25 protein-coding genes are annotated in these 24,348 nt (G+C 32.0%); 4 read left to right on the forward strand and 21 right to left on the reverse strand.

From position 1 onward, the window contains the following. Positions 1-108 precede the first annotated feature (108 nt). The 4 genes from C8C83_RS19225 to C8C83_RS19240 form a co-directional block, all read right to left on the reverse strand. The gene (locus tag C8C83_RS19225; protein WP_121330196.1) at positions 109-669 is read right to left on the reverse strand and encodes a T9SS type B sorting domain-containing protein; all 561 of its coding nucleotides are present in this window, start codon (positions 667-669) and stop codon (positions 109-111) included. Next, positions 666-2,909 carry a hypothetical protein gene (locus tag C8C83_RS19230; protein WP_121330197.1) on the reverse strand — a complete coding sequence of 748 codons (2,244 nt, stop codon included), beginning with the start codon at positions 2,907-2,909 and terminating at the stop codon, positions 666-668. The genes C8C83_RS19225 and C8C83_RS19230 overlap by 4 nt, the downstream gene beginning before the upstream one ends. A gap of 388 nt (positions 2,910-3,297) precedes the next feature. Beyond that, on the reverse strand, positions 3,298-3,798 hold the full coding sequence (locus C8C83_RS19235; RefSeq protein ID WP_121330198.1) for a hypothetical protein: 501 nt from the start codon (positions 3,796-3,798) through the stop codon (positions 3,298-3,300). A 31-nt stretch (positions 3,799-3,829) separates the two neighbouring features. Then, complete coding sequence (locus C8C83_RS19240) at positions 3,830-4,357, reverse strand: DUF1877 family protein (protein ID WP_121330199.1); 528 nt, start codon at positions 4,355-4,357, stop codon at positions 3,830-3,832. A 289-nt stretch (positions 4,358-4,646) separates the two neighbouring features. On the opposite strand from C8C83_RS19240, the gene C8C83_RS19245 reads away from it, so the two are divergent. Further along, the gene (locus C8C83_RS19245; RefSeq protein WP_121330200.1) at positions 4,647-4,880 is read left to right on the forward strand and encodes a hypothetical protein; all 234 of its coding nucleotides are present in this window, start codon (positions 4,647-4,649) and stop codon (positions 4,878-4,880) included. Between the two features lie 49 nt (positions 4,881-4,929). Here the strand turns inward: C8C83_RS19245 and C8C83_RS27265 are convergent, their stop codons facing one another. The 14 genes from C8C83_RS27265 to C8C83_RS19310 all read right to left on the reverse strand — a co-directional run bounded on the left by C8C83_RS27265 (position 4,930) and on the right by C8C83_RS19310 (position 18,467). Continuing rightward, positions 4,930-5,076 (reverse strand): hypothetical protein, encoded by a 147-nt coding sequence (locus C8C83_RS27265; RefSeq protein ID WP_165877248.1) that lies wholly within the window; start codon positions 5,074-5,076, stop codon positions 4,930-4,932. Positions 5,077-5,275: 199 nt separating this feature from the next. After that, positions 5,276-5,731 carry a hypothetical protein gene (locus C8C83_RS19250; RefSeq protein WP_121330201.1) on the reverse strand — a complete coding sequence of 152 codons (456 nt, stop codon included), beginning with the start codon at positions 5,729-5,731 and terminating at the stop codon, positions 5,276-5,278. A 42-nt stretch (positions 5,732-5,773) separates the two neighbouring features. Then, positions 5,774-6,259 (reverse strand): hypothetical protein, encoded by a 486-nt coding sequence (locus tag C8C83_RS19255; RefSeq protein WP_132011854.1) that lies wholly within the window; start codon positions 6,257-6,259, stop codon positions 5,774-5,776. Beyond that, on the reverse strand, positions 6,234-6,524 hold the full coding sequence (locus C8C83_RS19260) for a hypothetical protein (RefSeq protein ID WP_132011855.1): 291 nt from the start codon (positions 6,522-6,524) through the stop codon (positions 6,234-6,236). Before C8C83_RS19260 ends, C8C83_RS19255 begins: the two co-directional genes overlap by 26 nt. A gap of 261 nt (positions 6,525-6,785) precedes the next feature. After that, positions 6,786-7,256, reverse strand: coding sequence for a hypothetical protein (locus tag C8C83_RS19265; protein ID WP_132011856.1), 471 nt, complete (start codon positions 7,254-7,256; stop codon positions 6,786-6,788). A gap of 365 nt (positions 7,257-7,621) precedes the next feature. Then, on the reverse strand, positions 7,622-7,942 hold the full coding sequence (locus tag C8C83_RS19270) for a hypothetical protein (RefSeq protein ID WP_121330205.1): 321 nt from the start codon (positions 7,940-7,942) through the stop codon (positions 7,622-7,624). 15 nt (positions 7,943-7,957) lie between these two features. Continuing rightward, positions 7,958-8,215, reverse strand: coding sequence for a hypothetical protein (locus C8C83_RS19275; RefSeq protein WP_132011857.1), 258 nt, complete (start codon positions 8,213-8,215; stop codon positions 7,958-7,960). Between the two features lie 73 nt (positions 8,216-8,288). Further along, positions 8,289-8,762, reverse strand: coding sequence for a hypothetical protein (locus C8C83_RS19280; protein WP_121330207.1), 474 nt, complete (start codon positions 8,760-8,762; stop codon positions 8,289-8,291). Positions 8,763-8,778: 16 nt separating this feature from the next. Then, positions 8,779-9,630 carry a hypothetical protein gene (locus tag C8C83_RS19285; RefSeq protein ID WP_121330208.1) on the reverse strand — a complete coding sequence of 284 codons (852 nt, stop codon included), beginning with the start codon at positions 9,628-9,630 and terminating at the stop codon, positions 8,779-8,781. Between the two features lie 172 nt (positions 9,631-9,802). Continuing rightward, positions 9,803-10,273, reverse strand: a complete 471-nt coding sequence (locus tag C8C83_RS19290; RefSeq protein ID WP_132011858.1) for a hypothetical protein — start codon at positions 10,271-10,273, stop codon at positions 9,803-9,805. Positions 10,274-10,277: 4 nt separating this feature from the next. After that, on the reverse strand, positions 10,278-12,098 hold the full coding sequence (locus tag C8C83_RS19295; protein WP_121330210.1) for a hypothetical protein: 1,821 nt from the start codon (positions 12,096-12,098) through the stop codon (positions 10,278-10,280). Between the two features lie 608 nt (positions 12,099-12,706). After that, positions 12,707-13,795, reverse strand: coding sequence for an efflux RND transporter periplasmic adaptor subunit (locus C8C83_RS19300; protein ID WP_121330211.1), 1,089 nt, complete (start codon positions 13,793-13,795; stop codon positions 12,707-12,709). Beyond that, a complete protein-coding gene (locus C8C83_RS19305; protein WP_121330212.1) occupies positions 13,785-17,069 on the reverse strand; it encodes an efflux RND transporter permease subunit in 3,285 nt (1,094 codons plus the stop codon). Before C8C83_RS19305 ends, C8C83_RS19300 begins: the two co-directional genes overlap by 11 nt. A gap of 12 nt (positions 17,070-17,081) precedes the next feature. After that, entirely contained in the window at positions 17,082-18,467 is a 1,386-nt protein-coding gene (locus tag C8C83_RS19310) for a TolC family protein (RefSeq protein ID WP_121330213.1), read from the reverse strand. A 163-nt stretch (positions 18,468-18,630) separates the two neighbouring features. Here C8C83_RS19310 and C8C83_RS19315 point away from each other — a divergent pair, with 163 nt between their 5' ends. From C8C83_RS19315 to C8C83_RS19325, 3 genes are all read left to right on the forward strand, one after another. Continuing rightward, complete coding sequence (locus C8C83_RS19315; RefSeq protein ID WP_121330214.1) at positions 18,631-19,671, forward strand: histidine kinase; 1,041 nt, start codon at positions 18,631-18,633, stop codon at positions 19,669-19,671. Beyond that, entirely contained in the window at positions 19,668-20,366 is a 699-nt protein-coding gene (locus C8C83_RS19320) for a response regulator transcription factor (protein WP_121330215.1), read from the forward strand. Before C8C83_RS19315 ends, C8C83_RS19320 begins: the two co-directional genes overlap by 4 nt. 78 nt (positions 20,367-20,444) lie before the next feature. Further along, positions 20,445-20,918 carry a PepSY-like domain-containing protein gene (locus C8C83_RS19325; protein ID WP_121330216.1) on the forward strand — a complete coding sequence of 158 codons (474 nt, stop codon included), beginning with the start codon at positions 20,445-20,447 and terminating at the stop codon, positions 20,916-20,918. Positions 20,919-21,415: 497 nt separating this feature from the next. On the opposite strand, the gene C8C83_RS19330 is transcribed toward C8C83_RS19325, so the two are convergent. From C8C83_RS19330 to C8C83_RS19340, 3 genes are all read right to left on the reverse strand, one after another. Next, complete coding sequence (locus tag C8C83_RS19330) at positions 21,416-22,180, reverse strand: SDR family oxidoreductase (protein ID WP_121330217.1); 765 nt, start codon at positions 22,178-22,180, stop codon at positions 21,416-21,418. A 97-nt stretch (positions 22,181-22,277) separates the two neighbouring features. Next, positions 22,278-23,006 (reverse strand): SDR family NAD(P)-dependent oxidoreductase, encoded by a 729-nt coding sequence (locus C8C83_RS19335; protein ID WP_121330218.1) that lies wholly within the window; start codon positions 23,004-23,006, stop codon positions 22,278-22,280. Positions 23,007-23,182: 176 nt separating this feature from the next. Next, complete coding sequence (locus C8C83_RS19340; protein ID WP_121330219.1) at positions 23,183-24,106, reverse strand: AraC family transcriptional regulator; 924 nt, start codon at positions 24,104-24,106, stop codon at positions 23,183-23,185. Positions 24,107-24,348: the final 242 nt, after the last annotated feature.

A 24,348-nucleotide genomic window follows, 5' to 3' on the forward strand; every position in this document is an offset into this window, starting at 1 on the left:
GATTCGTCAAAAATCAGAGCTTTATTAGTGGACAAATTTACTTAATTATCGTTTAATTAAAAATATTTTTTTTCAGGTTTTCTGTGAGAAATATGTGGTCTTTATGAATTATCTTTTCAATGAAAAATGGGATTTATATTCTTTGGTATTTCCATTACAATCTACATATTTAAGCTTAAACCAATAATCTGATGAAGATATATCATTTGAATTACTTGTTCCATCCCAAGAATCATTTACATTTTGTAATACTTTAATTAATTTTCCATATCGATCAAAAATAGATACTACAGAAAAACTAGTAGCGTCTAACCAATCTACTTTCCAAAAGTCATTAAAGCCATCACCGTTTGGGGTGAAAAAATTTAAAAAAGTAAAAGTCTGTTCGCAAATTGTACAGGCTTCAATTTTTGCTAAATACAATGGACCTTTTTTTAGATAAGTACCAGGTTTTAGTACAATAACATTTCCGGCCTTCATTTTTATATCATTTGAAGCACTAATTGAATAATTGTCTTGTGTTGTTATTGAATTTTGAGCATTGTAAGTGTAAATCTTATTACTGTCAGTATTTGACAATACAAAATTATCTGTACAATCTGAATTGGTCTTTTGGGCCGACGCAAAATTGAAAACGAATAAAATAAAGATTAAAAAAGTATTTCTCATTGTCTATTTAATTTTTCAATTATAGCATTTTGAGCATCTATTTTTTTATTCATTTCAATCATGTGCAACGTTAGTTCTTCGATTTTAAGAAGTAAAATTTTATTCATTTCACCCAATTCAATGCCATTCTTTTCTACTTCTTTAGCACTTGGAACATCTTTTAAATGTTTGTTTTCGTTTATGAACTTTTCAACATTTTCTAAAGGCTCCAGTTTATAGTTTTTATCAAATACAAAATCCGCCCATTCAGAGTCTAATGCAATTCTAACTTCCTCTGTTAGTATTCCGCCTTTAGCATATAAACTATATGAGCTTACATCAACACTTCCAACTTCACTAGGAAAAACACTAGTGTTGATACCTACTTTTCCATTAGTATAAATGTTATCATTGATCGAAGTTGCAAAACTTCCGTCCGGTCTAAGCCAGTCGTAGTCATGTACTGCTGATCCTGAACCTGTAAGCTCAGCTGGATTATATTCAAAAACATTTCCAGCATTGTCAGTTCCAAGAATCTTAAAAGGACTGGTTGCATCTGCTAAATTCTCCAATTTTACTGTTCCGTTTGTGTTGAAATTTGCAGTAGGATTAACTACATTAATACCCACATTTCCTTTGGTATAAATATTATCAGTAATCGAAGTAGGAAAAGTTCCGTCTGGCTTTAGCCAATCAAAGTCTCCCGTAGCTGGACCAACAAGTGCGGCCGGATTGTATTCAAAAACATTTCCTGCGTTATCAGTTCCAAGAAGTTTAAAAGGATTTGTGGCATCTGCTAAATTTTCAAATTTCAGCGTTCCGTTTGTATTAAGATTTGCAGTAGGATTAATGACATTAATACCAACATTTCCTTGCGTATAGATATTATCAGTAATCGAAGTAGGGAAAGTTCCGTCTGGTTTTAGCCAATCAAAATCTCCCGTACCAGAACCTATTAACGCCGCTGGACTATATTCGAAAACATTTCCTGTATTGTCAGTTCCAAGAATTTTAAAAGGATTTGTTGCATCTGCCAAATTCTCAAATTTCAGCGTTCCGTTTGTGTTGAAATTTGCAGTAGGATTAATGACATTAATACCTACATTTCCTCTGGTATAGATATTATCAGTAATCGAAGTGGGAAAAGTTCCGTCTGGCTTTAGCCAATCAAAATCTCCCGTACCAGAACCTATTAACGCTGCCGGACTATATTCGAAAACATTTCCTGTGTTATCAGTTCCAAGAATTTTAAAAGGATTTGTTGCATCTGCCAAATTCTCAAATTTCAGCGTTCCGTTTGTATTAAGATTTGCAGTAGGATTAATAACATTGATACCAACATTTCCTCTGGTATAAATATTATCAGTAATCGCAGTAGGAAAAGTTCCGTCTGGCTTTAGCCAATCATAGTCTCCTGTACTTGGACTTATTAACGCTGCGGGACTATATTCGAATACATTTCCCAAATTATCAGTTCCAAGAAGTTTAAAAGGATTTGTAGCATCTGCCAAATTCTCAAATTTCAGCGTTCCATTGGTTTGAAATAAAGCAGTAGGATTAATTGTTCCGATACCTACATTAGTGCCATTATCGAAAATTTGTGAACAAGTTAAACCAGATATTCCTTTCTTTAATACAAAATTGGTGGTATTACAACTGTTAGTAAGACTACTTCCAAAAGATGAAGACAACTGTTTGCTTACATTTCCATTTATATCGGTGGTTAATACATATGTATTTGTTGTAGTAGTAGGTAAATTTTCAAAACGAACGGTTCCATTTGTGTGAAGTAATGCAGTTGGGTTAATTGTACCAATCCCTACATAACCATTTGCCAGAATTCTCATTAATTGAGTACTACCATTCTCCCAGGCAAATACAGGTCTTGTTGCTATAGTGCTTGATGTTGTACCCCAGGGAAAAGAATATCCAGTAGGAGCATTTGTAACTAAATCATTTCTAATTTCTGTTCTAAAAATCATTATGGGAATACTTCCATTATCTCTGGCAGAAGTAGTAGTTGCAAAAAGTCTTAAAACATATCTGTCATCACTTTGTTGATGCGCCCAAATAGATGGAATAAATGAATTATCATATACAGTTGAATTTGTTATTTCCAGAAAATCACTTGGTGCATCGATTACTCCAAAACTCGCAACTCTCTCGGCATTAAAAGTAGACGTTGAAATATGAGGAAATGGGGCTTGGGCAAAAATAAAGGTATTGGTTAAAATTATTATTAAACTAATTAATTTCTTCATTTTAATAATTTGTTTGTAATTGTGGTATCGTTAAGGTTAAAAGCAATTTATATGAAACTTCTCTGTGTATAAAAAATGTTAAATATTTTGTAAATATAATAGGATTTTTTTCTATTGGAAGTTATTTGTTAAAAATTAATTAACTTTTTTTTTGGAAAAAATAACGTGCAAAAAAGCCTTGATATTGACCTGTATTTTAAGGCACTTTTTCTAAAAAGATTAGTGATATTAAAAACTAGAAACATTCTAAAACATAAAAAAGGACGATACTTTTAAAGCATCGTCCTTTAAGCAAATTTGATTTATATTCCTGAATTATTTCGGATTCTCAAATGGCGCATTAAACTTTTTTATATCAATACGAGTTGCTTTGTGGTTTAATACGTTTTCACTTTATTACGTCATATTTTCGACCAATAAGCTCGCATTTTTTTGTTACACTCCAAAATCCAAAACCAGGAGTTCCGGTTGGTATTTCCCATTCTATAATTTCACCGTTTTTTAATTTTATGCCGAAAGGACCTAAGTAACCATTTGTTTTTACATTTATATCTCGTCCAATCAATCGCTTTTTAATTATAAATCGATCAAATCCTTTATGTTCTTTAAAATTCGCGTATTCGATTTCTTCTGTTCCCTGATTTGTCAATTTAATAAATCTTTCGGTAGTATTAATGATTGATTTTTCCTCAGAAATTTTAAGGTAAAGTACAGGTAATTCGTTCTCTCTTAATTTTAATAAATTAATTATTTCAGTTTTTTGTTTTTGGCTAATTAAATCAAATAATGTAAAAAGTTCTTTTCCGTTTAACTCTTTTTTTTCTTTACAATAATATTTTAGAAGCCAAAATTCCAATTGTTTTTTTATATTTTCAGCTGTTTTTTCCAATTAATTAGTTTTTATGAAGTTTTGTTTTAAATCAACCGAAAAATAAAATATAGTTTTCGTTTGTACTTGCCTGAGAAATGGTGTGTTTTAGTAATACCAAACCTTCTTCTAAATGTTTTTTATTAAATGCTTTGTCTTCGCTTTCGTCATCATGCCAAACCGAAGGATAAATATTGTGCGTATTAAAAAGATCAGCGCTGTAAAAATCTAAAATTTTATCATTTTCTATATTCTCCAAAACTGAATTAATTTCTTTTATTACTACAGGATTTAAAAAATAGATTGAAGTTGATTCCGGAAAATCTTCGATAGTATCAAAATCAATTTCGCTGAAATCAACATTCTCTCCAATAAAATTCTGCGGATAAAAAAGTTCTTCTAAAGATTTTGGCAATTGATCCAAATAGTAAGATGAAAACAGGAAAATTAATCCTTCGAAATTTTGATCAAATACAGAAGAATTATCGTCGCTAAAATCGAAATTGAAAGATTCGTGATTCTTTGAAAACTCTTCAAAATTGGCTTTACTGATTTGATATAAATTTAGACTTTGGCTCATATTAGATTTGGTTTCTTTATTTTAGCTTACGTAATATAACTTTAATGTTTCTAAGCAATTGGAAATGATTGATAAAGTAAAACGAAAATAAGTATTTTTTAAATTTAAAAACACTTATTTTTTATTGATAGTGAATGCTTATTAATTGAGAGAATTTTCTCTATATTTACCGTTCTTAAATCTTCACATTAAGACGAAATAAAATTAACCCTTGTAGTATAGTTGTATTATTAGAAGAATACTAGTGCATCTTACTATCGCGGGTTTTATATTCATTAAAATGTAAGTTATGAGTACAAACTCCCTTTCGAAAGAAGCCGAAACTAGGCTTATGAATTTTTTCAACAATACAATCGAGCCAGAAACAATGGCAAAAGCAATAAGACAACTAAATTATTTACTCGCTTTAGAAGTCATGAGAAAAAATCAAACTCTTCAAAACGAAATCGACAACATAGAAAATAGCTTTTATTGGCTAAATGAATTAGCTGAGGTTTTGAATCCTTATTTGGATGTGGAGTAGAGTTTTTTAGATAGTATAAAAAAGCCGCTTATTAAAGCGGCTTTAAAAATTAAAGTCTACTACAATGACTACAAAGAGGTTTCCCACCAGTTCCTGGTCGAAGATTAACTTTTTCAATGTTGTTTCCTTCTGTACAACTTGTGTTGTTGTGATACACAGATTGTTTTACACTGTGAAATGCAGCTGTTTTTGCCATAATAAATTATTTTATAATTAATATGGAGAAAGTTAATGCAGTTGAATTTTAGTATTTTATGGAAAACCATAAAGTTTTTTTATTTTTTTATCTCCATTCACAAGAGAGATTTTCACGTCAGTAAGACTAACTTAACCCACTTCATAACTTAATTAATCAATAAACGTATCAAGTTTTAATGATTTAAAAAATTTTCTTATTATTCTCTAGATATGCAAGAATTTATATGTGTGACTCGGTAAATTATATAAGCCCGGTCCTTTTTTTCAGAAAAATCAATTATATAAAATGTTTTTAATCTGGTAAATAAATCACATTGAATATCTTGGTAGTCAAATTTTTCTAAACCTTTTATTTTAATTATATTTTTTTTGTTTTTTCTTAAAAAGGATTTATCTGCTTTTCTTATTTCTAAGATTTTGTTAGGATTCTTTTTTAATTCAAAATCGAAATAATGGGAATCATTTTTCTTATAATTAAAAATGTAGCTCCTATTTTTAAGGCCATCTTTTTCTTCGGGATAATCAATTTTAATATTATATTTTCCTTGTTTAAATGGGATATATATTGTATCCAATTTTTTTAAATATTGAAGATCTTGACTATAAATAGTAGTTGATAAAATGAATATTGCAATATTTATAAAAGTTTTCATAGATTTATTTTTCGCAGATATGTCCCTACACTATACGATTTCTTATTCAATACTTTGAGGAAAAGTCCCTATGACTTTAACTTCTTTTAACTTTATAGTAAACCAACCAATATCATCTTCATCTATTAAATAAACCTTTTTTTTGTGTCCAATTAAATCAGTTGCTTCACCCAAATTATATTTTGTTAAAAAATCATAAGTTATAATCAAATCTTTGTTTTTTCGTAGAAATGATTTTTTTTCTTTTTTTTCTTCTGGACTAATTGAATAATGATGTGTAAAAGTCATTAAAATCTGATACTCATTGAGATAGCCAAAAATGTAATAATAATTATAATATTTTATTTTTGTATTTGAAGTTATTTCTTCATTAACATGCTGATTATCTTTATCTTTTTTGAAATAAATGTAGATAGTATCAGATTTTTTAATTTTTTCTATTTCCTGTGATAACACAGTTATTGGAATCAGTAGTAGGAAAAAGACAAATAATTTTAAATTCTTAAGGGCGTAAATTTTGGCGACCATAGTTATTGTATTGATTATAGCTCTGCATTAGAGCTTGATTAATTGTAATTAAAGGAATTCCTGCACTATTAAAAGTGCCTATTTCATTTTGAAAAAAGGAACAACTTTGTAGTCCTGATAAAGATAAATTATGATAAAAATCTACCCAGTTGAAATCTGTTCGAGGAGAATCATCCTTAGGAATATGCATACCTAAACCTGACAATGTAACACTTTCAGCTGGAGATACTAATTTATCTTTTATACTTTCAAGAATTGTCACCATAGTCGGCAGCATATAATTATATATAAAATGAGTTAGCATATTTTCCATTGCTACCGCACGAAGCCTTTCGTGTGGCAAGTATTATTTGAAGTTCGAAGAACAGAATAAATTATATTATCAACTAATATTTATCCTATATAATAAATTGCATTATAAAATATGGAAAAGTCTATTTTTAACAACTAAACCACACGAAAAGATTCGTGCGGTAGCCTGGGGTTATTTCAATTATAGATTCTTTTAGTAGATCAAAAAATACAATTATTCAAGACCCGAACAATGTCCCATGTAAGCTACTTCATATAATGTGACTTTTCTTTTTTTCTCAATAAAGTCTAGTATATAAAACGCTTTTATTTGTGATAAAATGTCGCAATTTATTTTATCATTATCAAATTGGTTCAATAAATCGGGGGAAATGATTTTATTTTTAATCTTTTTTAAAAATGCTTTTTTTACTTTTTTTGTTTCGGATTCAATATTTGCATTCTTTTTTTTCCAACCAATAAATTGTACATGATCAAATGAAAGATAGATGCTATCTAATTTAAAAGTATATGATCTCTCTTTAAAATTAGTTGGTATTATGCGTGTTTGAATATCATATTTTTTTTCATTTGCTTTTCCATAATATGGGATATATATAGTATCCAATTTTTTAAAATATTCAAGATCTTGACTATAAATAGTAGTTGATATAATGAATATTGCAATATTTATAAAAGTTTTCATAGATTTATTTTTTATCAAACCAAGTACGACCATGTTCAACATATTTATTCAATAAAAATAGCGCATCAGAATTATTGGGAAAATCAGGTTAGAGAATACTCACTTCTTGTCCGGCATTGTATAGCTTTTAATTTAAAAAAAGCTGTAAAATTGTTGTCTTACAGCTTTTCTTACTCTTTTAATTCTTACAAAAAGATTCTAGAATATAAATATTTTTTTAATCACTCGCCAATAGGACAATAATTTAGCAAAAAGACGCGATATACCTTTATATTTCCTTTTTTCTTTTCATCAAAATCAACGATATAAAATATTTGCGATCGTGAAAACAGTTCGCAAACAATATACTCTTCTTTCATTTTTTTTTAAAAATTAATATTAATTATATTGTATTTATGCTTTTTAAGAAAAGATTTATTTTCGATTCTAGTATCAATTACCGGATGATTTAAATCCGTTAAAGAATTTTTACGATCGGGCTTGCTAAATATTAACTGTTCTACTTGATCCCCTTTTTTTGAATCCAAATAGAAAACATATTCTCTAAAATTATCTGTGTAAATATTTTTTTTTGCGTTTTTACTTTTATTAAATGCAATGTAAATTGTGTCTAATTTCTTTATATAATCAACTTCTTGGCAAAATGCAAAATTTGAAATAAAGAGTAGGATGAATATTTTTTTCATTTTCAACTAAATTGTTTAATTTTCTAATTCTTTATGTCCGTATTCTAAATATTTAGTGAATAATTTCCACTGATCTGATTCTTTTGGAAAATCTATTTTATATGAAATAGCTTCATCCAATCCTTTTAAACTTAGATATTTGTAATAGTCATTCCAATTCCAAGGTGTTGAAGTTAATGGTATTATAGTTGGGTGTATTGTTCGTTTCTCTACCTCAATTCTTCCAGCAACAGTAGTTAACAAGTCCTTAATTTCAGAAAGCACTTTCTGCATTATAGGAATCATTTTATGAAATTAAGTGTAATTTAAAAAGCAGTTTTAAAATTTTATAAAACTGTTTTAGTATTTATTCTCCCATATGGTAAGAACTCCATTTTGTCACTTCATATAGATTTATTTTTCCTTTCTTTTTTTCATTCATATCGATGAGATATATTACCTTACATTTTTCAAAAGCTTCATAAGTACTTTTGATGATACCGTATTTTTGGAAAAAATCGATACCAATGATTTCTTCTTTGTGTTTTTTTAGAAATGCTTTTTTTACAATTTTAATTTCTGCTTTTATCCCTTTTTCTCTTTTCTCAGAATTTAAATATTCAGTGAAAAAAAATTTAAAAAATTCTTTTTTCTCATCGTCTGAAAAGTTTATTGTATATCGTCTTTCTTTGAAGCCTTTATAATCATCTGGGAAAACAAATCTAGTTTGTAATTTATCTTCTTTAAATTTTACGTAAATAGTATCTAACGTTTTTATATATGAGATATCTTGGGAATATCCATAATTGAATAATAGTAATAGTATTAAAACTTTTTTCATAAATATCTAATTTAAATTATCGATCTAGTTCGTTTTTTCCGTGTCTTAAATAATCAATAAATAGATCAAGTTGATCAGAAGGATTTGGGAAATCTTTTTTAAAGCTAGTAGCTTCTTCTAATCCTTTTATGCTTAAATACTTGTAGTATTCGCTCCAAATCCAGGATGTGGAGGTTAGTGGATTTTGAGTCGGATGCATAGTTACTTCTTTGTCTAAAACATTTCGACCTCTTTGAGTCGTTACCAAGTCCCTAATTTCAGAAAGCACTTTCTGCATTGTTGGAATCATTTTATCAAACATAAAATTATGTTGTTCATTTGCCGCAGGATACATGGTATTTAAAATTTTTACAAAATCTGTACCAATAGTCGGATTGTTTGCTTTTACAAAAAGATAGGCATGGACACATTCATGTAAAATGGTTTTAGCATTTTCGATGCGAGTTTGGCTTTTACCTATATTACCAGCAAGTAATATTTGCTTGCTTATTTTAATAATAATATTTTTAGTGACAGGATCCTCACTTGTAGTGGCATTTACTTCTTTTTTAGTGGGATTATTATCTTCATAAACATGATCTGCTATTTCAAACTTAACATTAAATCGATTACCATCTTTAAATATTGATGTGAATAGCTTCTGAAATTCGGGTGACATTGCTAATGCATCATAAAGTTCGTTAAATTTTTGCCCTTCAGGAGTTGTATTTATAATAGAAGATCTGTCAATATTCATTGGTGATTTTAATGATGCAGCTACATCAAATTGCAAACTAGGATTTTTAGCAATTGCATTTTTAAGTCCTGTGATAATAGAAATACTATTTAGCGAAAAATAGTTTTTAATAAGAAAATCCATTACTGCCATCTGCGACGATGAGTTTTGGTTTTTTAACCAGCCTAAGTCGGTTTGTAATAGTCCTGTTTTGGCGGGAGTTGTTACTTCAATATCGTATTCTCTTGCTTTTAAATAACTAAAATGTCTTACGACTGCTATGTTATTTCAATTATAGATTCTTTTAGTAGATCAAAAAATACAATTATTCAAGACCCGAACAATGTCCCATGTAAGCTACTTCATATAAAGTGACTTTTCTTTTTTTCTCAATAAAGTCTAGTATATAAAACACTTTTATTTGTGATAAAATGTCGCAATTTATTTTATCATTATCAAATTGGTTCAATAAATCGGGGGAAATGATTTTATTTTTAATCTTTTTTAAAAATGCTTTTTTTACTTTTTTTGTTTCGGATTCAATATTTGCATTCTTTTTTTTCCAACCAATAAATTGTACATGATCAAATGAAAGATAGATGCTATCTAATTTAAAAGTATATGATCTCTCTTTAAAATTAGTTGGTATTATGCGTGTTTGAATATCATATTTTTTTTCATTTGCTTTTCCATAATATGGGATATATATAGTATCCAATTTTTTTAAATATTCAAGATCTTGGCTATAAATAGTAGTTGATATGATGAATATTGCAATATTTATAAAAGTTTTCATAGATTTATTTTTTATCAAGCCAAGTACGACCATGTTCAACATATTTATTCAATAAAAATAGCGCATCAGAATTATTGGGAAAATCGGTTTTATAAAAAATCGCTTCTTTTAATCCTTCTAAGCTTATATATTTTAAATAATGATCCCAATTCCAAATTTCAAAAGTAGTTAGATTGATCTTTGTGTAAACTTTCAATGATTCTACTTCAGTTCTACCTGCAGGGTAAGTTAATAAATCTCTTGATTCAGTTAATATCTTTACTACAGTAGGAGTCATATTATTATACATAAAGTCATGTTGCTCCTTAGGGATAGGATATTTTTTATTAAGTAAACTTGCAATATCCGTTGGGCCAACAATTGGATTATTAGTTATTATAAAAAGGTAAGCATGGATAAATTCATGAATAATAGTTCTGGCATTTTCAATTCTTGTTTGTTTAATACTACTATCATTTAATTTTTTTTTATTAATTTTTATTAAAATATATGGCAATTTGGGATCATAATACGTATTGGCATTAACTTCTTTTGTTGGGTCGGTAGAATCATAAACAGCGTCTGCGATCTCAAACTTCACATTAAATCTATCATTATTTTTAAACATAGAAATAAATAGCTTCTGAAATTCCGGTGACATTGCTAATGCATCATAAAGTTCGTTAAATTTTTGCCCTTCAGGAGTTGTATTTGTAATAGAAGATCTGTCAATATTCATTGGTGATTTTAATGATGCAGCTATATCAAATTGCAAACTAGGATTTTTAGCAATTGCATTTTTAAGTCCTGTGATAATAGAAATACTATTTAGCGAAAAATAGTTTTTAATAAGAAAATCCATTACTGCTATCTGCGACGATGAGTTTTGGTTTTTTAACCAGCCTAAGTCGGTTTGTAATAGTCCTGTTTTGGCGGGAGTTGTTACTTCAATATCGTATTCTCTCGCTTTTAAATAACTAAAAAGTTTTACGGCAGCTATATTGCGAAGTTCGACGAAATAAGCTCCTTGTGTTCCTAAACTTCTCACAAACTGCTGTTCTTTTATAGCATAATTTGGCATTACATATGAACCTCCGCCGCCACTTCCGCCAATTGGGCTTGGATCGCCTGAACCACCCTGATATGTTGGGTCTTGCGGGTTTACTTCTGGAGTTTTCTCACCAGATCCGGAACATTCTGTTGCAATGAGAATATTAAATGTACAATCGTGCGCCTGTCTAAGATCTCCTTTGCAATAACAATCACCCATAACATAACACGCTTTTTCTTTAGGGACTTCTTTCGCAGTAGAACTTCCGCCACTTTTTACAATTTTTCCATTGAGAAGCGTGGCTTTATTTTGCAGGTTGTAATTGATATCAAAACAACTTACAGTACCACTAAAAGTATTTACGGCAAATTGTGCATCCGGATCATCCGGAGTCCATCTTAAGATAAAGGAAGTATAGCCTGCCTTTGTGGAAACTATATGGAGGTTCTCAAAATATATTTTCTCATTGGGACTAATGTAACTGTATATTTTTAGCGAGTAAGTCTTTTCTCCATTTGCTCGTACAAATTCTAAAATTTCGGTATTATTAAGCCCTGTCTCCAGATCAGAGATGTTTTCTTCCTTTTTACCGGAATATTTAGTTTTAGAATTTTCTTTATTAAAATTAGTAATTGATGGTTTTAAAAAAGGAACTGACTCCAGATTTACAATTTTAGTGCCTTCTATCGCCTTTACTTCTGTTTGATATTGAACACGCTCACTCTCACAGCTCATTAAACCAATAATAATAAAAAATAAAATAATTTTGAACGTTTGTTGTATACTCTCTTTCATTTTGTGCTTGTATAAATATATCTTTTAGTCTCAATTTAAAGCAAATGCCTGATTGAAACTTAGGCGCAAACATAATGTTTATTTCTTTATTTGTAGTAAAAATTTTATATTTAAGAAAAAAGACTTCGCAAAGTGGGTAAGTTGCTGAAAGAGAGAAGTTTTTATTTTCTTCTAAAACTAAGCTTCTGATGAAACCAGTTTTTTAGCCCTGATAGAAGGGAAAATCCTTTTGTGCCGGGGTTCGGCATAAAAGATTGGAATGATAGCAGGAAATAGCTCCTAAAAATTCTAAGAGTTTTCATTTAATTAAAAGCTTAAAAGAATATAACCACAAAGTTTGTCATTTCGACGAAGGAGAAATCTTCGCGAGAAGCTCCGCAACGAGAATCCAATCTTTGTCGAGTTACTTGCGAGGATTTCTCCTCCGTCGAAATGACAATAATAGGCTTAATAGTTACTCGAAAATTATAATAAAAACAAAAAGGACGATACTTATCAGGTATCGTCCTAAGGGAAATTTGATTTACATTCTCGAATCATTTCTGATTTTTGAATGTCGCATTAAGCGTACAGTTTTTGGTAAACTACTATCGAAAGCTAAACGCAGGTTATTCGTTTATGATATCGCCTTCTTTAGTTTCTTCGCTGGCAATTTTTACCAGTTTATCTTTCGGGTTTAAATCTCCGAATATTTCAATTTTATCTTCGATTTCTCTTCCTTTTTTTACATCAACACGAGTTGCTTTGTGGTTTACAACTTTGATTACGTACAAACCTTCGGCTGAACTTACTAATCCAGATTTCGGAATTACAAACGTGCTGTCTTTCGCGTTAAGCGGTAACAGAACTTCGGCAACCATTCCTGGTAAAAGATCTTTTTTGGTATTCATAACGTCCATTTCTACACGTTCAGAACGTAACTTTAAATCTAATGCTCCAGACATTCTGGTAATTTTAGCTTTAAAATTTTCAGGCAATGATTTTACATTAAAATTCATTTCATCACCTTCATGCAAATATCCTGTGTACAATTCAGGAACCGAAACCGCCAAACGCAATTTATCTTGTTGCTGAATCGTCAATAAAGGCAAATCTGAACCTTTTCCTGCCGGACCAACAAATGTTCCTAAATTCACGTTTCTAGCTGCTACAACTCCGTCAAAAGGAGCACGAATTTCAAGATAACCTCTCATAATCGACACTTCTTTGTGGGCTGCAACTGCGGCTTGATATTGTGCGTAATCTGAGTTTTTCTTTCCGTTTGCCATTTCTAAATCATTTTTAGAAATCGTTCCTTCAACTTTGCTAGTTTCGTACAAACGGTTGTAAGTGCTTTTGCTTGTTGCATAAATAGCTTCCATCGATTTTAATCTTGATTCGGCTGCAGCCAATTGTGAGCTGATTTCCGGTGCTTCAAGAACGATCAAAAGTTGCCCTTTTTTTACTTTGGTACCAATATCTACTTTTAGCAATTTTACAAAACTACTTACTTTAGCATACAAATCTACTTGTTGAAAACCAGTTAATTCGGCTGGTAAACGCAATTCTGTAGTTAGTTTTTGTTTTTCTAAAAGAAACGTTTCAGTTTTTGGTTCCAATTCTGCGGTCGGAGTTTCTTCTTTCTTAGAATTACAGCTAGTTAGAAAAAATACGGCTACAAAAAATAATGCGGTCGATTGTATAATGTTATTTTTCATTTTTCGGATTTAATGATGATATATAATGGATGCTTTCTTCGTCTTCAGGATCTAAAGAAACAGATTGTGTTGTTGTTTTTTCTTGTGCCCACGCAAAGATAAGTGGCAGGATTAGCAATACGGCAAAAGTCGAAAATAATAATCCACCAATTACGGCTCTTCCTAAAGGAGAAACCTGATCGCCACCTTCGCCATGACCAATTGCCATTGGCAACATTCCCGCAATCATCGCAACAGATGTCATGATAATTGGACGAAGACGCAACGCCGCAGCTTCACGAGCAGATTCTAACGCATTTCCATTTCGTTTTCGAAGCTGTTCTGCATTTGTAACCAGTAAAACGGCATTTGCAATCGAAACTCCAACCGACATAATGATTCCCATATATGATTGTAAGTTAAGCGTTGAACCTGTAATTGTAAGCATTAATAAAGCTCCTAAAACTACCGCAGGAACTGTTGTTAAAATCACCAACGAAACTTTGAACGACTGGAAATTAGCGGCTAACATTAAGAAGATTACAAATATGGCAACCAATAATCCAACTTGCAAACTACTTAATGTTTCTACCAATACTTTACTCATTCCAATTGGAGTGATGAATAACCCTCTAGGTAATTCACCTAATGAATTGATTGTTGCATCCACATCTTTTACTGCCGTTCCTAAATCGGTCTGGCTAATGTTGGCTGTAACGGTAATGTATGGCATAGCCCCTAAATTGTCATTTTCACCACTTACAAATCCGGGTGTAATTTTTGCAACGTCACTTAAAACAGGACGAAGCGAATTCTTTAATACCGGAATTTCTCCAATATCAGTTTTGCTTTTCATTTTGTTCAAAGGCACTTGTACCTGAACGTTGTATGATAATCCGGCTCTTTCGTCAACCCAAGTATTTTTCTCGGTATATCTTGATGATGAAGTCGATGCAACTAATGATCGTGATATGTCGTTCATGTCAACGCCAAGTTCAGCTGCACGAGTTCTGTCAATATCAATATTCATTGCTGGATAATGAATTGGCTGACCAATTTGTACGTCTCTGAAATAAGCGATTTTCTTTAATTTCTCTACAATTTGAGTTGCATATAACTCATTTCGTTTCTTGTCTTTTCCTGCAATACGAACTTCGATTGGAGTAGGAGATCCCTGGCTCAAAACTTTATCCGTCAATTCGATTGGCTCAAAAGAAAGTTTTACATCTGGAAGTACTTTTTTGATTCGGGCTCTAAAGTCATCTTTAAAGTCATCCATATCAACGTGATATTCTTTTAAACTAACCTGAAATACTGCTTCATGAGAACCTGCCATGAATAAATAAATTGGGTTAATCGAGAATAATGACGGGTGTTGTCCCACATAAACAGAAGAAATTCCGATATGTTCTTTCCCAACCATTTTTTGCAATTCTTTCAAAACAATGATTGCTTTTTCTTCGGTACGTTCTAAACGAGTTCCGTCTGGAGCGCGCATTCTCAACTGAAACTGACTTGAATTTACTTTCGGGAATACATCTTTTCCAATGAAATTAATAAAAACAACGGCAAGAACTGTAATTCCGATAAGGTAAACCAAAGCGGTTATTTTTTTATAAGGAAACAAACGATCCAGAGTTCTCATAAAACGGATTCTGAAACGCTCGAAAGCACCAATTTTTCCGTTGTTATTAGTGTCTACTTTTTCAACATATCCTTTTTTCTGCGTAATAAGATCTTTTTCAGATTCCGGAGTTAATCCGCAATCGTTAAATTCTGCTTCATCATCAGTAATTTCCGGACCATGTGCGTGTTTTTCATGACCTTTCATCAACCAGTTTGCCATTACAGGCACAAAAGTTTGCGAAAGTAAAAACGAAATAACCATCGAGAATCCAATCGCTAAAGCCAAAGGCAAGAACAAAGCCCCCGGAATTCCGACCATTGTAAATGCCGGTGCAAAAACCGCCAAAATACAAAGTAAGATCAATAATTTAGGCAATGCAATTTCCTGACAAGCATCCCAAATGGCGAGCGCCTTGGGTTTTCCCATATCGAGATGCTGGTGAATATTTTCGATTGTTACTGTACTTTCATCCACTAGAATACCAATTGCAAGCGCCAACCCGCTTAAAGACATTAAGTTGATCGTTTGTCCGAATAATTTAAGGAATAAAACTCCGGAAATAATCGAAATTGGAATCGTTAAGATTACGATCAAAGCTGCACGTCTGTCACCAAGGAAAAGTAAAACCATCAATCCGGTTAAAACTGCTCCAATAATACCTTCAGTAATCAAACTTTTTACCGAGTTAATTACATAAACCGACTGGTCAAATTCATACGATAATTTTACGTCTTCCGGTAATGTACTTTGAATTTTAGGCAACTCAGCTTTTAATTTCTGAACCACATCCCAAGTCGAAGCGTCTCCGGCTTTTGCAATACTAATATAAACCGAACGTTTTCCGTTTACCAAAGCATAACCTTGTGTAATATCTGCACCATCTTTTACAGTCGCAACATCACCTAATTTTAAGTTTTGAACGCTTCCTTTAAACAACGGAATATTCTCAAAATCCTTAACTTCTTTAATTGTATTATTTGTTGGCGTAATGTAGTTTACATCACCCATTCTCACGTTTCCTGAAGGAGCCGTTTGGTTGTTGATTCGAATCGCTTCTACAATCTGATCCGGCGTCATATTGTGCGAACGCAACAAATCAGGATCTACGTTAACCTCAATAGTTCTTGGGCTTCCGCCAAAGGGAGCCGGCGATAATAAACCGGGAATCGAAGTAAACGAAGCACGAACATAAACGTTGGCTAAATCCTGTAATTCATTATTTGAACGTATTTTACTGCTCAAAACTAATTGACCAATTGGAAGAGAAGAAGCATCAAAACGAATGATAAACGGAGGTTGAGTTCCGGGAGGAAACGCCGCCTGAATCCTGTTCGAAAGTGAACTTAATTCGGCTGCAGCCTGAGCCATATTTGTGTTTTCATAATAGGTTAATTTCATGATCATTAACCCCTGAATATTTTTGGTTTCTACCGATTTTACACCATTGGCAAACGGTAAAATGTTGACATAAGTCTTAGCAAAATAAGCTTCCATCTGGTCTGGCGTGTAACCTCCAAAAGGATGCGCAATGTAGATAACCGGCAAGTTCATTTTTGGCAGAATATCTACCTTAATGTCTTGTATGGCACCAATTCCGAAGAAAAATAGACCCGCAACCAATACTAATATGGAGATGGGTTTGCGGAGTGCAAAACGTATTAAATTCATTAGGATCTATAATTAAAATTCATTTATAAATAAGTCAAAATTGCCTGTTGCAGCTACTTTAAGCAAAAACGATTGCCATACATTATTGTTCACGATATCTCGGTCAATTTCGGCACGATTTAAAGTATATAAAGTCTGAGTAATATCTGTTAAATCAGTTAAGCCGTTTTTGTATAAAGTCGATTTTTGCAAATACGCCTTTTTCGCAGCATCAACCTGAATTGGAGCTTCGGCAAAGTTTTCTAGTGTAATTTGTATTTTATCGTCGGCAAGTTTTAATTGCGATTTCAGTTCTCTGTCTGCTTGATTGTATTCTTCTTGTAAACCTTGCGAAATATACTTTTGAGCACTTACTTGTTTGCTTGCTCTAAACGGAGTCGTCAAATTCCAGCTAATTCCAATTCCAACCAAATAATTGGTACGATCAGGATTTACGCCATCCCAGTAATTTCTGCTGAAAGAGTTTTGATTCGTCACATAATCGCTATTAAATCCGGAAGCACGCGTTTGCAAAACACCAAAAGCGCTCATCGTAGGATAATAAAAACGTTTGTACAATTTAGTTTGCTGATTGCTGTAATCGATCTTCGTTTTGTAGAATTGCAATAAAGGATGCAAACTGTCTGAAGTTGCAGTTCCTCTTAAAACCTCTTTCGGAATATCGTTTACAAACAAAGTATCCGTAACAAAATCCTGAGGCGCAACGCCCATTAAATCGACTAATTTGCTGTTTTGTTCCTTGACAAAATTTCTTGCAAGATTCAGTGCAATTTTAGCTTTCGAAACTTCGGCTGTAGCCAATGTAGAATCAACTCCCGCCAATAATCCGTTTTTAACTCGTGCAACGGCAGTTTTCTTAAAAACTTCGGCACGGCTTAAATTCTTTTGTTGCGAAATCAATAATCTTTGGCTTGCCAACAAATTCAAATAAGCAGCAGAAATTTTGATTTCCTGTTGAAATTGCTCTTGTTTCAAGTCTTTTTCTTTTGCCTGAACATCAACTTTAGCCAAATTAATTTTTTCCTGTATTTTTCCAAAAGTGAAAAAATCCCAGTTCATATTGACTAAATACAAAGCTCCAAAAGCAGAATTCCAGTTTTGGTCCGGCAATGCAGGTCCGGAAGAAGCGGTTCCTAAACCATTAAAACCATACAATGCACCGTTTTGCCCATTGATGGTTCCGTAATCTTGTTGTGCCGATAAATTTAGATTTGGCAAATAATCACGCTTAGATTGTTTGAGACTCTCGCGTGAGGCATTCGTGTAATTGCTTTTTGCCTTGATCGAACCGTAGTTTTCTAAACCTGTTTTTATGGCTTCTTTTAAAGTCAGGTTTTGTGAATAACTACCACTGGCAAAAATCAAGAAAACTAACAAAGTAATTTTTCTGAAGTACATAAAATTAGTGGTATGAAATTATGTAACAAAATTATTTGTCTTTGGCTGATAATTGTCATCTTAAATGATGTACTACGATAATAAATGACCAATTGAATTCGTCATTTTTTGGAAAAATAAATTAAATATTTGTTCGTACTTTGTAAACTATTTAAGTTTTAAAATGAACAAAAAATTTGATAACATATTGGATAACAAATGGTGGCAGGAAATTGCCGTTGTTGCCTTTTCATTTACGATTTATACGTTAAAAAATGACTGGATGTTATTTAGTTCTTTTACATCCATATTAATGGGCGTGTTTTTTTACTGTATTTTATACATGCACGCGCAGTTCAATCGTTTTTTTCTTTTGCCTATATTATTCAAAACACAACGTCCTTTAACTTATATTTTTCTAACGCTTTTTGGAGTTTTTGTATTCTCAGTACTTTTATATGAGATTACTATGCTCGATATGTTTAGTAATTGCCGTTTGTATCAAAACTCGCATCAGCGTAGTTATGTTTACCAATTGGCAAGTGTTTTAGGAACTTTAGTTTGCATTTTGAGTCCGATAATTGTGTTTAAATTCTACAGAATTCACAGAAAACAAACTAATGAAACTTTGTTGTTTAACGAAATGCAATTGAATTCTTTGAAAGGGCAATTGAATCCGCATTTTTTATTTAATACCTTTAATACGCTTTACGGAATAAGTTTAGAATTTCCGGACAGAACGCCGGATTTAATTATGAAAGTTTCGCAGTTAATGCGTTATCAATTAGAAAGTAACAATAAAAAATGTGTTTCACTTGAAGACGAACTGGAGTTTATAAACAGTTATGTACAACTCGAAAAAGAACGTGTTGGTTATCGTTGTGAAATCACTTATGATTCTAAAATCGATAACGAAAACGCTTATAAAGTTTCGCCAATGTTGCTGATTGCTTTTATCGAAAATGCCTTTAAACACGGAACTTGCGCTATCGAAAAATGTTTCGTTAGAATAATTATTACAGTTGAAAACGGATTATTGCATTTGCATGTTGTAAATTCAATTCCGACGAAGAAAACAGATGTTGTTTCGACTAAAATTGGCTTGAAAAATACCATAGAACGCTTGAATTTAATTTACGGAAAAGACTATAAATTAGATATTCAGGATGATAAGAATACATACATTGTAGATTTTAAAGTACAATTGAAAAAGTTTGTAGAATGAGAGAATCCAAAAAATGTATAATTGTAGACGATGAACCAGCGGCGCATTATGTGCTGGCGAATTACATCAAGCAAAATCCGCAATTGGAGTTGGTTTTTCAAGGCTATAATGGTATCGAGGCAATGGATTATCTTCGCGAAAATCCAGTAGATTTGATGTTTTTGGACATTAATATGCCGGAAATTTCAGGAATGGAATTGCTTAAGATTCTGCCAACGCATCCTAAAACTATTCTAACTACAGCTTATTCTGAATTTGCTCTTGAAAGTTATGATTACGGAGTTATTGATTATCTCCTAAAACCTATTTATTTTCCGAGATTTTTAAAAGCTGTAGATCGTTTTTTTGCTGCGGAAACCTCAAAAGTAAAAACAGAAGAAACAGTTGTAAATTCTGTTAGTGTAAAAGTCGACGGTTATTTTATGGATATAGAATTAGATCAGCTTTTGTTTGCGCAGAGTTTTGGTAATTACGTGAAATTGCACACCATAAAAAGAACTTATTTGGCTTCGATTACAACAAGTGAATTTGAGAAATGTCTTCCTGAAAAGAATTTTATGCGCATTCACAAATCATATATTGTGGCATTGGATAAGATTGAAACAACGGATAAAGATCATGTTATTATTAAAAACGAAAAGCTCCCGATAGGAATTACTTATAAGAGAGAGCTTTCTGATAGATTAAAAAAATGAAACATTCATTAAAAGTTCTTTTTTCTTGTTAAAAAAAATGTAATTTTAGTAAATATTATTAATGTAAAAATCGGACTAATGAGAAAAGCATTTTTAATTTTAACTTTTTTGTACAGCTGCTTTCTGGCTGCACAAAACCAAATTGCACCAAGTAGTGCAGTTACACCACCGGAAAAAGTTTTGTTTTCTTTTCAGAAAGAATATCCCGGAAAAATTGCAGCTTGGACCTTAACATATGTTGGCGATGATGATGACGAAATACGTTATGAAGGAAAGTTTAAAACCAATGAAAATACAGAATCGTTAGCAGTTTATGATAATCTGGGAGTTTTAAAAGCATTTGAAACGCAAATTCCATTGAGTAAACTTCCGGCGAAAGCTCAAAGTTATTTAAAGAAAAATTATCCGGCAAAAGCCATTCGCGAAATTGCTGTAGTTGTAGATTATAAAAATAAAACTACTTATGAAGTAGGCATCGAAAAAGATTCAAAATTTTATGATGTTGTCTTTGATCAAAATGGCGGTTTTGACGTCATAATCCAGAAAGACTAAAGAGAAGACTTACTAATTCAATATATTTGAAAATGAGAAACCCGACTTGTTTATTTAAACTTGTCGGGTTTTGATTTGTTTATCATTTTGTGTTTAAGTGAATCGTAATAGTTTTTTACGAGCTAATCCCGCACCCGAGCCTGAAAGTGTGAACTGGCGAGGCAATCCGTTTTATCAGCGTTTTCGCTTTAGCGAATCAGTAAAATCAGTATCTAATTTTGACGCGGATAAAACAGATTTACTTCGTAAAAACGCAGATTTACGCGGATTTTAGGCGCATTTTTGTCATTTCGATGAAGGAGACTCGAGCGATAGCGAACAGACGAAGTAAATCTCCACGAGAAGCTCGACAATGATTGCGGAGTTTCTTGTGGAGATTCCTCGTTCCTCGGAATGACAATGCTTTATGAAATTATAAGTTATCTTACGAACATATAACAAACCCGACAGGTTTTTAAAAACTGCCGGGTTTAATCAGATTGTGGATTAATTCAAAATTACAAATTCATTCCACCGGAAACTTCAATTCTTTGTGCATTTACCCAACGTGCATCTTCGGTACATAAAAAAGCTACAACTCCGCCAATATCATCCGGCAAACCAACTCTTCCTAAAGCAGTTAATGCCGCTAAATTTTTGTTTAATTGCTCATTGTCACGAACAACTCCGCCACCAAAATCGGTTTCGATTGCACCCGGAGCCACAACGTTTGCTCTGATTTTTCTTTCGCCAAGTTCTTTCGCCTGATATTTTGTTAGCGTTTCAATTGCGCCTTTCATACTTGCGTAAGCCGCATAACCAGGGAATGAAAATCTAGCTAAACCAGTTGAAATATTTACAATTCCGCCACCGTCATTCATTACATTAAGCGCTTTTTGCGTTAAGAAAAAAGGTCCTTTAAACTGAATATTTGTCAATTGATCAAACTCAGCTTCGGTTGTTCCTATAAACGAATTATGAATTCCGATTCCGGCATTGTTTACCAAGAAGTCGAATTTATCTGTTTTAAAAGTAGTTTTTAAAATCTCAGATACATTTCCGAAAAAAGCATCAAAAGCACCTGAGTCCGCAACATTCAATTGAAGTGAAGCTGCTTTTTGACCTAAACTTTCGATTTCTTTTACTACTGAATCTGCTTCTTCTTTTTTGCTATTATAAGTAATGATTACGTCGATTCCTTTTTTTGCAATTGCAATTGCCATATTTTTTCCTAAACCTCTGCTACCGCCCGTAACAAGAGCTATTTTTGTATTTACTGCCATCTTTATTTAATTGTTTTTTTGTGTGAAATGTGAAATGTGAAAATTAAAATGTGATATGTTTTACTATAAGCACAGCTTACATCTTACATCTAACATTTTACATATTAGCATGCAATGCGTTGAAAGATGCTTTTAATTCCGGAACACTTGCATTTACTCTTGTAGCGCTGGTTCCAAAAGTAAGTTCTTCGTTTACTTCTTTTAATTGTTCAAAGATTGAAACTATAAAATCACTTACGCTTGGATGTGCGTCGTGTAGACCAATTCCGCCAAGATCTGTATTTAATGCCGGAGGAATAATTTCGATTACTTCAATATTTTTTGCTTTTAATAAATGACGAAGCGAAATCGTAAACGATCTAAAAAACGCTTTTGTAGCCGAATAAACCGGAACTTTTGCAAAAGGAGAAAAAGCGAGTCCAGAAGTTACATTCATTACAGTTGTAAGTGATTTTAACCGAATAAAAAGGGAAGTTAAATGTAGCGGAGCTTCTATGTTGGTTGCGATCTCCGTTTTGGCACTTTCAAAAAAGTCTGAATCTGTAACCGAAACCCATTTTTGAATTCCTGCATTATTAACTAAAACATTCAAATCGCTGTGATTTTCTGCAATCCATTCGTAAAGAGCTACACGTTCTGCTTCGTTTGACAAGTCACATACTTTTGTAATTACAGTTGGAAATTTTGCTTTAACTTCTTCTAAAGCAGATTCGCGTCTGCCGCAAATAATTACAGTATTGTTTTCCTGAATAAATCTTTCGGTAAGTCCAAGTCCAATGCCGCTTGCACCACCAGTTATTAAAATTTTGTTGTTTGATAAATTCATCTTTTCGATCTTTTAAATTGATTAGACAAAGGTAGGAGCGAAGTAGTCTTGGGGAATTGTAAATATCAAACCGATGTTTGCAAAATTCAAATCAGAGAGGAGAATTAAATTCTTAGAGGTTGCGTTAAACTTTGTCAAAGTTTTGAACTTTGACAAAGTTGGAGAAAATCTAAAGTCTACAATCTAAAAGCCAAAGGCGTATAAGAAGTTTGTTTTTTAAAGAAATTAGAAAAGTGCGCTAATTCTTCAAAACCTAATGAAAAAGCAATCTCAGAAATGTTCCAATCGGTTTGTTTCAAAAGGATTTTGGCTTCATTCGTTAATCTCGTACTGATTAATTCAGTTGTGGTTTTTCCTGTGTTTTCTTTTAGAACTTTATTTAAATGATTAACATGAACAGATAGTCTTTCTGCAAAATCTTTTGCAGTTCTCAGTTCTAATCGTTGATTTGGTGATTCAATTGGGAATTGTCTTTCCAGTAATTCCGCAAATAAAGAAGAAACTCTCGCTGCTGAATTATGTTTGGAATACAGCGCAGTTATTGGCTGCAATTTTTGCCCAAAGTGAATTAACTCCGCAACATAATTTCTGATTAAATCATATTTATAGATATAATCTGAGTTGATTTCTTTTTGTATTTTGTTGAAAATCAATTCAACTTCGGCAACTTCTTCATTCGTAAGTTGAAAAATTGGATATCCGTCTGTAGCAAAAATAGGAAGTTCGTCTAAGTCAATTCCGCTTTTGTTTTTGGATAAAAACTCACTTGTAAAAACGCAAAATTGTCCGGATTGATTTGTATCCTGCGGTAAATAGTTATAAGGGATTTTTGGCGTGGCGAATAAAAGTCCTTGTTTTTCGATTTCGATTATTTTATCAGCGTATTCGGCTCTGTTTTTACCTTTTATCAAACTTATTTTGTAATAAGCTCTTCTGTCATAAGGCATGCCAGGCTTTTCTTTCATTCTTTCGTAGAGCTCTTTTATATCAAAAACATTAAAATGCCCAATCTCTTTTTTAATGTCGTTTGGTAATAATGAACTTGGTTCGATTGAAGAGCCTTCCGTAATATCTTCGTAAAATGAATCTAGTGATTTCATGAGAGTGGAATTGTAAAATTCAAATATACGAAAAATTGTGAAGAGTTGTTTTTGTTTAATGTTCCAAGTTTCAGGTTGTTAAACTTTGTGGTGATTTAACCGCAAAGTTCGCAAAGTTATTTCTCGCAAACCTGCGAAGGAAATGCACTTTTACTTTGATATTTTGGATTTTTTTTGTCATTTCGACGAAAGGAGAAATCACACGCGTAACTCGACAAAGATTGGTGATTTTGGTTGCGTCC

The organism is Flavobacterium sp. 90, assembly GCF_004339525.1.
Lineage (GTDB): Bacteria > Bacteroidota > Bacteroidia > Flavobacteriales > Flavobacteriaceae > Flavobacterium.

Excerpts from the sequence above, each read along its gene's own strand:
- C8C83_RS19225 (WP_121330196.1), bottom strand. The coding sequence starts at position 669 with ATGAGAAATACTTTTTTAATCTTTATTTTATTCGTTTTCAATTTTGCG.
- C8C83_RS19230 (WP_121330197.1), bottom strand. The coding sequence starts at position 2,909 with ATGAAGAAATTAATTAGTTTAATAATAATTTTAACCAATACCTTTATT.
- C8C83_RS19240 (WP_121330199.1), bottom strand. The coding sequence starts at position 4,357 with ATGAGCCAAAGTCTAAATTTATATCAAATCAGTAAAGCCAATTTTGAA.
- C8C83_RS19245 (WP_121330200.1), top strand. The coding sequence starts at position 4,647 with ATGAGTACAAACTCCCTTTCGAAAGAAGCCGAAACTAGGCTTATGAAT.
- C8C83_RS27265 (WP_165877248.1), bottom strand. The coding sequence starts at position 5,076 with ATGGCAAAAACAGCTGCATTTCACAGTGTAAAACAATCTGTGTATCAC.
- C8C83_RS19250 (WP_121330201.1), bottom strand. The coding sequence starts at position 5,731 with ATGAAAACTTTTATAAATATTGCAATATTCATTTTATCAACTACTATT.
- C8C83_RS19255 (WP_132011854.1), bottom strand. The coding sequence starts at position 6,259 with ATGGTCGCCAAAATTTACGCCCTTAAGAATTTAAAATTATTTGTCTTT.
- C8C83_RS19260 (WP_132011855.1), bottom strand. The coding sequence starts at position 6,524 with ATGGTGACAATTCTTGAAAGTATAAAAGATAAATTAGTATCTCCAGCT.
- C8C83_RS19265 (WP_132011856.1), bottom strand. The coding sequence starts at position 7,256 with ATGAAAACTTTTATAAATATTGCAATATTCATTATATCAACTACTATT.
- C8C83_RS19270 (WP_121330205.1), bottom strand. The coding sequence starts at position 7,942 with ATGAAAAAAATATTCATCCTACTCTTTATTTCAAATTTTGCATTTTGC.
- C8C83_RS19275 (WP_132011857.1), bottom strand. The coding sequence starts at position 8,215 with ATGCAGAAAGTGCTTTCTGAAATTAAGGACTTGTTAACTACTGTTGCT.
- C8C83_RS19280 (WP_121330207.1), bottom strand. The coding sequence starts at position 8,762 with ATGAAAAAAGTTTTAATACTATTACTATTATTCAATTATGGATATTCC.
- C8C83_RS19285 (WP_121330208.1), bottom strand. The coding sequence starts at position 9,630 with ATGGCAGTAATGGATTTTCTTATTAAAAACTATTTTTCGCTAAATAGT.
- C8C83_RS19290 (WP_132011858.1), bottom strand. The coding sequence starts at position 10,273 with ATGAAAACTTTTATAAATATTGCAATATTCATCATATCAACTACTATT.
- C8C83_RS19295 (WP_121330210.1), bottom strand. The coding sequence starts at position 12,098 with ATGAAAGAGAGTATACAACAAACGTTCAAAATTATTTTATTTTTTATT.
- C8C83_RS19300 (WP_121330211.1), bottom strand. The coding sequence starts at position 13,795 with ATGAAAAATAACATTATACAATCGACCGCATTATTTTTTGTAGCCGTA.
- C8C83_RS19305 (WP_121330212.1), bottom strand. The coding sequence starts at position 17,069 with ATGAATTTAATACGTTTTGCACTCCGCAAACCCATCTCCATATTAGTA.
- C8C83_RS19310 (WP_121330213.1), bottom strand. The coding sequence starts at position 18,467 with ATGTACTTCAGAAAAATTACTTTGTTAGTTTTCTTGATTTTTGCCAGT.
- C8C83_RS19315 (WP_121330214.1), top strand. The coding sequence starts at position 18,631 with ATGAACAAAAAATTTGATAACATATTGGATAACAAATGGTGGCAGGAA.
- C8C83_RS19320 (WP_121330215.1), top strand. The coding sequence starts at position 19,668 with ATGAGAGAATCCAAAAAATGTATAATTGTAGACGATGAACCAGCGGCG.
- C8C83_RS19325 (WP_121330216.1), top strand. The coding sequence starts at position 20,445 with ATGAGAAAAGCATTTTTAATTTTAACTTTTTTGTACAGCTGCTTTCTG.
- C8C83_RS19330 (WP_121330217.1), bottom strand. The coding sequence starts at position 22,180 with ATGGCAGTAAATACAAAAATAGCTCTTGTTACGGGCGGTAGCAGAGGT.
- C8C83_RS19335 (WP_121330218.1), bottom strand. The coding sequence starts at position 23,006 with ATGAATTTATCAAACAACAAAATTTTAATAACTGGTGGTGCAAGCGGC.
- C8C83_RS19340 (WP_121330219.1), bottom strand. The coding sequence starts at position 24,106 with ATGAAATCACTAGATTCATTTTACGAAGATATTACGGAAGGCTCTTCA.